An 8,362-nucleotide genomic window follows, 5' to 3' on the forward strand; every position below is an offset into this window, starting at 1 on the left:
CACCATTCGGTGCAGGCTTTCCTCCGGGCGCTTCCCTTCGGTGTTTCCGACTCTATCAGACCGTTTCCCGATCCGATTTCCTCGGTGCTTTCCAGAAGAGCGATTCGCTCGCTTTCCTTTCCGGCGGTTCCGACTGTATCAGATCCTTTTCGGTGCCTGACCCCCAGTCAGCGGGGTTCCTGCTTCGTCTTCCCCGCCTCGCGGCCGTTCCGACGTTCAAAACTCTAGCGGGTTTTCCCGGAGACTCATAATCGAGTGCTGCGGGCCCTGGAAAGCGAATTCGGGCACGCCGAATTCCATCCCGTTGGGGGCCGTGCGAAGAGTTTTGGTTGCCGCTGCTGCGGCGGGAGGTCGTCGACGCAGAACCGTTCAGGCTCGGCGGCAACCCGGAGAACACTACGGGGCGGTCGAACCACTGTCAACCGCCGCAGGTCAAGTTCTTTTCAGTCGAGATCGGTGAGCCGACCGCCCGCGTCCGGCTGGGCGTGCTCCACCCGGCGGAGCAGACGGGTGAGGACCTCGCCGAGGACGGTGCGCTCGTCCGTCGAGAGGTCCTGGAGCAGGTCCTCCTCGAAGACGGTGGCCAGTTGCATGGCCTCCAGCCACTTCTCCCGGCCGTGCCCCGTCAGCTCGATGATGACGCGGACGCGGTTGGTCTCGTCCCGGTCTCGGGTGACCAGCCCCTCGCCGACCATGCGGTCGATGCGGTGGGTCATGGCGGCCGGGGTGAGGCCGAGGCGCTTGGCGAGGTCTCCGGGGCCCAGCTGGTAGGGGGCGCCGGAGAGGACCAGGGCCTTGAGGACCTCCCACTCCGCGTTGCTGAGCCCGAGGGTCGCGGTCTGGCGACCGTAGGCGACGTTCATCCGGCGGTTGAGGCGGCCGAGGGCCGACACGATCTTCTCGACCTGGGGGTCGAGGCCCTGGAACTCGCGCTGGTAGGCGGCGATCTGCTCGTCGAGGCTCGGCTCGCCCGCGGCCGGGGTGGGAGGCATGGCCGCAGTATGGCACGAACCGACTTTGCGTTGAAGTCCTTCTGCATGTACTGTTAACCCTCGAACTTTAGCTTTGAAGTCTTCATGTCTAAGGCAGGTGAATGTGACCAGGGCGATGGGCGCCGCGATGCGCCGGATCCAGACGGGTAGCGCATTGAGTGCGTTCGGCATCGGTTTCACGGTGCCCTTCCTCTACGTCTACGTGGCGCGCGTGCGCGAGCTGGGGCCGACCACCGCGGGGCTGGTGCTCGCCGCGTTCGCGGTGGCCGCGCTGATCGCCCTGCCCTTCGTGGGCCGGGTCATCGACCGGCGGGGCCCCCTTCCGGTGCTCGTCGGCGCCTCGGTCACCGCCTCGCTGGGCGCGCTGGCGCTCGGAGTGTCGGGGACGGCCGCGACCGCGGTGCTGTCCGCGGCGGTGCTGGGTGCGGGCACCGCGGTGATGCAGCCCGCGCTGGCCACCATGATCGTGTGGTGCTCGGAGCCCGCGGGGCGGACCCGGGCGTTCGCCACCCAGTTCTTCCTCCAGAACCTGGGACTGGGCGTCGGCGGCCTCATCGGCGGACAGATCGTCGACGAGCACCGGCCGGGCAGCTTCACCACGCTGTTCCTCATCGAGTCCGTGATGTTCCTGGTGCTCGCCGCGATCGCGGTCGGGGTGCGGATGCCGAAGGTCGAGCCGGTCGCCGCCGGGGCGGTGCGCGCCGGCGGGTCCGGCGGCGGACTGCGGGCCCTGCTGGGGCACCGGGCGATGGTGCAGCTGATGGTGCTCGGCTTCGTGCTGTTCTTCGCCTGCTACGGACAGTTCGAGTCGGGGCTCTCCGCGTACGGCGTGGAGGCCGCGGGCATCTCGCCCTCGACGCTGGGCATCGCGCTGGCGGCCAACACGGCGGTGATCGTGATCGCCCAGTTCGCGGTGCTGCGGTTCGTCGAGTACCGCAAGCGTTCCCGGGTGATCGCCTCGGTCGGGCTGATCTGGGCCGTGGCCTGGGCGGCGGCGGCCTACGCGGGGCTGGGCAACGGGAGCCAGGCCATGGCGACCGCGGCCTTCATCTCCACCTACGCGCTGTTCGGACTGGGCGAGGCACTGCTGTCGCCGACGGTGGCGCCGCTGGTCGCCGATCTCGCGCCGAGCGGGATGGTGGGTCAGTACAACTCTGCCTTCGCGCTGGTCAAGCAGTTGGCACTGGCCGTGGGCCCGGCGGTGGGCGGCCCGATGGGCGCCTCCTGGCACGCCCCGTACGTGGTGACCTTCCTGTTGTTCTCCCTGGGCATCACCTATCTGGCGGTGCGGCTGGGCCGGGAGCTGACCCCCGAGCAGAACCAGCCCTCGCTGGTCGCACCGCGGGTGGTGGCGCTGGGCAAGCCCGAGCAGGCCACGGCCGGGGTCTAGTCACTCCTCCGGCCGGGCCCCGGACCCCTGGGGCAGCGCGAACTCGCACCAGACGGCCTTGCCGCCGTCGAGGGTGCGGCGGGCGCCCCAGGACGCGGCGATGGCGGCGACGATGGCGATGCCGCGTCCCGTCTCGTCGGCGAGTTCGGCGCGGCGGCGGCGCGGCAGGTGGTCGTTGCCGTCGGTGACCTCGATGGTCAGGCGGCGGTCCGTGCGGCGCAGCCGCAGCCGCATGGGCGGGGTGCCGTGCTGGAGGGAGTTCGCGACGAGTTCGCTGGTGGCGAGGACCCCGAGGTCGTGGAGGTCAGCGGGGAAGCGCCAGCTGGTGAGCACCCCGGAGGCGAAGGCCCGGGCCCGGGGCGCGGCTTCCACCCCGCCGAGGAGGTCCAGGGCGGCGTTGCGGAAGAGCTCGCCCTCGGGGCCGGTGCGGGCGGGGTGCTGGAGGACCAGGACGGCGACGTCGTCGTCGTGGTCGGCGGTGACGCCCGCGGTGCGGATCAGGCGGTCGCAGACGACCTGGGGGGTGCCGGTGGCGCCGGCGAGGGCGTGTTCGAGCGTGGTGATCCCCTCGTCGAGGTCCTCCCCGCGCCGCTCGACCAGGCCGTCCGTGTAGAGGACGGCCGTGGAGCCGGGGCCCAACGGGATGCTGCCGGAGGTGTGGTCCCAGCCGCCGGTGCCCAGCGGAGGGCCGGTCGCGTCGGCGGCGCGGTGGACGGTGCCGTGTTCGTCCCGGACGAGGATCGGCAGGTGTCCGGCGGAGGCGTAGACGAGGCTGCCCTCGTTGGGGTCGTGGACGGCGTAGGCGCAGGTCGCGATCTGGTTGGCGTCGATGTCCGCGGCGAGCCCGTCGAGGAGCTGGAGGACCTCGTGCGGCGGCAGGTCGAGGCGGGCGTAGGCACGGACGGCGGTGCGCAACTGGCCCATGATGGCGGCGGCGCGCACCCCCCGGCCCATGACGTCGCCGATGACGAGGGCGGTGCGTCCACCGCCGAGGGTGATGACGTCGTACCAGTCGCCGCCGACCGCGGTTTCGGTGCCGCCGGGGTGGTAGGTGGCGGCGACGCGCAGGTCGTCGGGGGATTCGAGTTCCTGCGGGAGCAGGGAGCGCTGGAGGGTGACGGCGGTCTCCCGTTGGCTGCGCTCTCCGGCGCGCAGGCGTTCGGCGGCGTCGGCGTGGTCGGTGACGTCGACGGCGAACACCAGGACGTCGCTCCCGCCGCTGCCGTCCGGGGCGTCGTCCAACGGGGTGCAGGTGACGGTGTAGGAGCGGCCGTCGGGGCCCTTGCGGGACTTGATGGTGCGGGGCTTCCCGCTGCGCAGCACCTGGTCGAGGAGGGTGGGCAGGTTGAGGGCGTCCAGTTCGGGGAGGTCCTGCCCGTCGGGGGCGTGCTCGGGGGTGCGGGTGCCGAAGGCGGTGGTCCACGCCTCGTTGGCGTGGACGAGCCGGTGCTCGGGGCCGTGCAGCAGGGCGACGAGGGCGGGGACGCGGTCGAGGACCTCGGGGACCCGCAGCCGGTCGAGCGCCTCCCGGGCGGTGTCGTCCGTGCGGCGTTCGGCCCGGGCGGTGGGCACGGGGCCCGGGCCGCGCGGGGCCGGCGGGGTGCTGTGTGCGGATCGAGCGGCGGCGCGGCGCTGCGTTCCGGGGAGCCGGGCGCTCCAGCGCGTGAAGTTCACTGGGTGGAAGCCTCGTGGGGTCGAGGGGCGGGCGGGCCGCCCGGGGGTCGCGTGAGCCAGTCTGGCCGATGGGTCCGACATCCGTCGTCCGTGGTGCGTCGTCCGTCAGACGCCGGGTGGGCGGGAGGAGTTCCGCACCGGGGTCAGGTCGACCCCTTCGGGTCATCGGGGGCGGTGTCCCCCGCCGCTTGTTCGAATGCGGCCCGGGGGTGTTCGAGGGAGCCCAGGGAGACGATCTCCCGGCTGAAGAGCCCGGCGAGGGTCCACTCGGCGAGGACGCGGACCTTGCGGCGGACGGTGGGCACCCCGCGCAGATGGCGGACGCGGTGCAGGAACCAGGCGGGGTAGCCCTTGACCGGGCGTCCCCGGACGTGGGCGACGCCCTTGTGGAGGCCGAGCGAGGCGACGCAGGTCGCGGAGCGGTGGACGTAGTCCTTCAGGGGCCGGCCTTCGAGGGCGGCGGCGATGTTGTCGCCGAGGAGTCGGGCCTGGCGCAGGGCGTGCTGGGCGTGGGGGGCGGTGTGTTCGCCGGGGCGGGTGAGGTCGGGGACGGCGGCGGCGTCGCCGGCGCCCCAGGCGTGGGGTGCGCCGTCGACGGCGAGTCGGGCGGTGCAGGCGAGCCGGCCGGTGTCGGTCAGCGGGAGGTCGGTCGCGGTGAGCAGCGGGTGGGGCGCGGTGCCGGTGGTCCACACGAGGGTGCGGGTGGGCAGCCGTGAGCCGTCGCTGAGGTGGGCGACCCGGTCGGTGCAGCGGGCGAGCCGGGTGTTCAGGCGGACGTCGACCCCGCGGCGGCGCAGTTCGCTGACGGTGTAGGCGCCGAGGTCGGGGGCGACGTCGGCGAGGACCCGGTCGGCCGCTTCGACGAGCACCCACCTCATGTCCTCGGGGCCGACGTTGTGGTAGTGGCGCACCGCGTAGCGGGCCATGTCCTCCAGTTCCGCGAGGGCTTCGACGCCGGCGTACCCGCCGCCGACGAAGACGAAGGTGAGGGCGGCGGCGCGCAGCTCGGGGTCGCGGGTGGAGGAGGCGAGGTCGAGCTGTTCGATGACGTGGTTGCGCAGTCCGATGGCCTCTTCGAGGGTGCGGAAGCCGATGCCGTGTTCGGCGAGCCCGGGCACGGGGAGGGTGCGGGAGACCGTTCCGGGGGCGAGGACGAGTTCGTCGTAGGCGATGGTGGTGGTGCCGGTGCCCTCGTCCGCGGTGGCGAGCGTGCTGACGGTGGCGGTCCGCTTGGCGTGGTCGACGGCGTGCGCCTCGCCGATGACGATGCGGCAGCGGTCGAGGAGCCGGCGGAGCGGGACGACGACGTGCCGGGGGTCGATCGAACCGGCGGCGGCTTCGGGGAGGAGGGGACGGTACGTCATGTAGGGGTCGGGGGTGACCAGGACGATCTCCGTCTCGCCGCGGGCGATGGACGCGGCGAGGTTCCGCTGGAGGCGCAGGGCGGTGTACGTCCCGACGTATCCGCCGCCGATCACGAGGACGCGGACGGCGGGTGTCGGGCCGGGTGGTGTTCCCGGGGCGTTGGCGGCCTTCACCCACCCATGACGCAACGGGCTCCGGAGTTTGTCCACAGCCTGAGCAATTTGTGTGACCGGAATTCGGCGGACCGCGGTGCCCGGGGAACGGGCGGAACCGCCGCCATATCGTTGGGAAACCTCGTGGAGGCGCAGGTCAGTGCGTGGGAGCGGGCCCACGGTCAGCCGCCCATTAGGGGTGCAATCGGGGCGTACTCCGATCGGGGGTCCCTGTGGCGGAACGCGCCCCTTCTGAATCCACCCCTGCTCAACTATGTTCGTGTCACGTCGGAGTGTCGGGGGACACACTCGACGGGCTCACCCACGGGAGCCCGTCCCGCGCGCCAAGTCCCTCCTGCTCCGATCTGCCGACGGCGGGGAGCGTCTCCGGGGGGAGACGTCTTGAATCCGGGGGAACACATATGCATACGCAGAATCAGCAGTGGCCGACCGCACACGGTGTGACGGCCCATGCGGTGCCCGGCGCGACGACCAACGCGCCCGGGCACGACCAGCCCCAGGCGGCGCGTTCCGCGCCCTTGCGGGTGGACGCCCAGCGCAATCTGGAGCACGTGTTGCGTGCCGCGCGCGAGGTGTTCGGGGAGTTGGGGTACGGAGCGCCGATGGAGGACGTGGCGCGCCGGGCCCGGGTGGGGGTCGGCACGGTGTACCGCCGGTTCCCCAGCAAGGACGTGTTGGTGCGCCGGATCGCCGAGGAGGAGACCTCCCGGTTGACGGAGCAGGCGCGGGCCGCGTTGGGGCAGGAGGAGCAGCCGTGGTCGGCCCTGTCGCGTTTCCTGCGCACCTCCGTGGCGTCCGGGGCGGGCCGGCTGTTGCCGCCCCACATGCTGCGGGTGGGGGTGCCCGACGAGGGCGCCGCGCTCGTGGACGGCGTCGAGGGCGTTCCGTCCGGGGAGCCCCGGGTACCGCAGCAGCGGAGCGCCGGGGGCGGTGAGGCGGCGGCCCTCGCGGCGCCGGTGGCCGGCCCGGCCCCGGGCGAGGAGGCCGGTGCGGGCGGAGCCGTGGAGGCGGGCGCGGAGCCCGGTGCGGCGGCCGGGTGGGACGGGGACGCCGGGGTGGACGCCCTGCTCGACGTGGTCGGACGGTTGGTGGAACGGGCCCGCTCCGCGGGTGAGTTGCGGCGTGACGTGACGGTGTCGGACGTGCTGTTGGTGATCGCCACGGCGGCGCCCTCGCTGCCCGATGCGGACCAGCAGGCCGCGGCGTCGGCCCGGCTGCTGGACATCCTGTTGGAGGGACTGCGGTCCCGCCCGTCCTGAGTGCGCGGGGGCGTCGCCCGGGGCCGTGCCGGCTGCCGGGCGACGCCCGTTCCCGTCGGAGGGCCGGGTCCCTTCCGAGATCAATGAGATCAAATCGGCCAAAAGTTCGACCCGCCGGAAAGAGCCCGAATCGGCCACATCGCCGCCAACTTCCTGCACATTACATGCAGTTGCTCGTCGGCGTCTTGAAGTCGATGGCCGGAAAAAGGTGCCTCGGATGAGTGGCTGAGCGAAGTACGCCTCAAGGCCGCCATCCCGGTGTGGCACGCTTGCCCGGTGGTCGTAGAGTGTGCGGGCGGGTGCTTTGCGTGATGGACGTGGACGGACCGGAGGAGCCGAAGGGCCCCGCGACCGGCACAGCCGACGGTTCCCCGGCGCACCAGGTGCCCGGCCAACCGGGCCCGGCCCGCACGGTCGGACCGAAGCCGCCGAGCGCTCCCGACGCACCGCCCGGCACCGGCGGTCCGACGGTCGACCCGCGGACCGCCGTCCCCCAACAGCGGCACCGCCTCGTCCCGCCGCCGCCCGCCCCGGCACCCGGCGGACCGACCGCCGGGGACCCGCCTCCGTCCCCCGGTCTCCCGCCCCCCGACGCCGAGTTGATCGGGCGCATGCGGGCCGGCGACGACTCCGCGTACGAAGCGCTGTACCGCCGGCACGCCCCGGCGGTGCACCGGTACGCGCGCACCTGCTGCCGGGACCGGCACACCGCGGACGACCTGACGGCCGAGGTCTTCGCCCGGATGCTCCAGGCGGTGCGCCGCGGCGCGGGGCCGGAGCACGCCGTGCGGGCGTACCTGCTCACCACGGTCCGCCGGGTCGCCGCGCACTGGACGAAATCCGCCAAACGCGAACAACTCATCGATGACTTCGCCCTCTTCGCCGCGCAGGCGGCCCGCGGCTCCGAGCTGGCGGACGACACCGCCGTCGACGAGGGCGCCGACGTCCGCGCCATGCACGAGGCCGAACGGTCCATGGCCATGCGGGCGTTCCGCAGCCTGCCCGAGCGCTGGCAGGCCGTGCTGTGGCACACCGAGGTCGAGAACGAGTCCCCGAGCGAGGTCGCCACGCTCTTCGGGCTCGACGCCAACGGCACCCGGGTCCTGGCCAGCCGGGCCCGGGAGGGGCTCAAGCAGGCGTACCTCCAGGCCCATGTGAGCACCGCGCTGACCACCAGCGAGGAGTGCGCCCGCTACGCGGACCGGCTCGGCGCGTTCGCCCGCGGCGGCCTGCGGACACGGGCCGAACGGGGCCTGCGCAAGCACCTGGAGGAGTGCGCCAAGTGCCGCATCGCGGCCGGGCAGATCAAGGAGGTCGCCGGCGGCATCCCGGCGGTCGTACCGGTCGCCGTCATCGGTTGGTTCGGCGCCGCCGGCTACGGCAAGGTCGCCGCGCTCGTCGGCGGCGGCACCGCGGCCGGGGCGGCCGGCGGGGGCGCCGCCGCGGGCGGCGGGGCCCGGGGGGCCGGGTGGGCGGGGGGCGCCGGGGGGGGCGGCCGGTGGGGGGCGG

Annotated in this window: 6 protein-coding genes; 3 read left to right on the forward strand and 3 right to left on the reverse strand. The window is 73.3% G+C overall.

The features are described 5' to 3' along the window. Nucleotides 1-443: 443 nt before the first annotated feature. Nucleotides 444-992, reverse strand: coding sequence for a MarR family winged helix-turn-helix transcriptional regulator (locus tag ABT092_RS30505; RefSeq protein WP_351249692.1), 549 nt, complete (start codon nt 990-992; stop codon nt 444-446). Between the two features lie 115 nt (nt 993-1,107). Between ABT092_RS30505 and ABT092_RS30510 the strand changes: the two genes are divergently transcribed. Then, on the forward strand, nt 1,108-2,382 hold the full coding sequence (locus ABT092_RS30510) for an MFS transporter (protein WP_351249702.1): 1,275 nt from the start codon (nt 1,108-1,110) through the stop codon (nt 2,380-2,382). Here the strand turns inward: ABT092_RS30510 and ABT092_RS30515 are convergent, their stop codons facing one another. Next, the gene (locus ABT092_RS30515; RefSeq protein ID WP_351249694.1) at nt 2,383-4,056 is read right to left on the reverse strand and encodes an ATP-binding SpoIIE family protein phosphatase; all 1,674 of its coding nucleotides are present in this window, start codon (nt 4,054-4,056) and stop codon (nt 2,383-2,385) included. A gap of 143 nt (nt 4,057-4,199) precedes the next feature. After that, the gene (locus ABT092_RS30520) at nt 4,200-5,594 is read right to left on the reverse strand and encodes an NAD(P)/FAD-dependent oxidoreductase (RefSeq protein ID WP_351249696.1); all 1,395 of its coding nucleotides are present in this window, start codon (nt 5,592-5,594) and stop codon (nt 4,200-4,202) included. 401 nt (nt 5,595-5,995) lie between these two features. Here ABT092_RS30520 and ABT092_RS30525 point away from each other — a divergent pair, with 401 nt between their 5' ends. Further along, on the forward strand, nt 5,996-6,853 hold the full coding sequence (locus ABT092_RS30525; RefSeq protein ID WP_351249698.1) for a TetR/AcrR family transcriptional regulator: 858 nt from the start codon (nt 5,996-5,998) through the stop codon (nt 6,851-6,853). Between the two features lie 311 nt (nt 6,854-7,164). After that, a partial coding sequence (locus ABT092_RS30530) for a sigma-70 family RNA polymerase sigma factor (RefSeq protein ID WP_351249700.1) occupies nt 7,165-8,362 on the forward strand: 1,198 nt, incomplete at its 3' end.

The organism is Streptomyces sp. NPDC002490 (assembly GCF_040296045.1).
Lineage (GTDB): Bacteria > Actinomycetota > Actinomycetes > Streptomycetales > Streptomycetaceae > Streptomyces.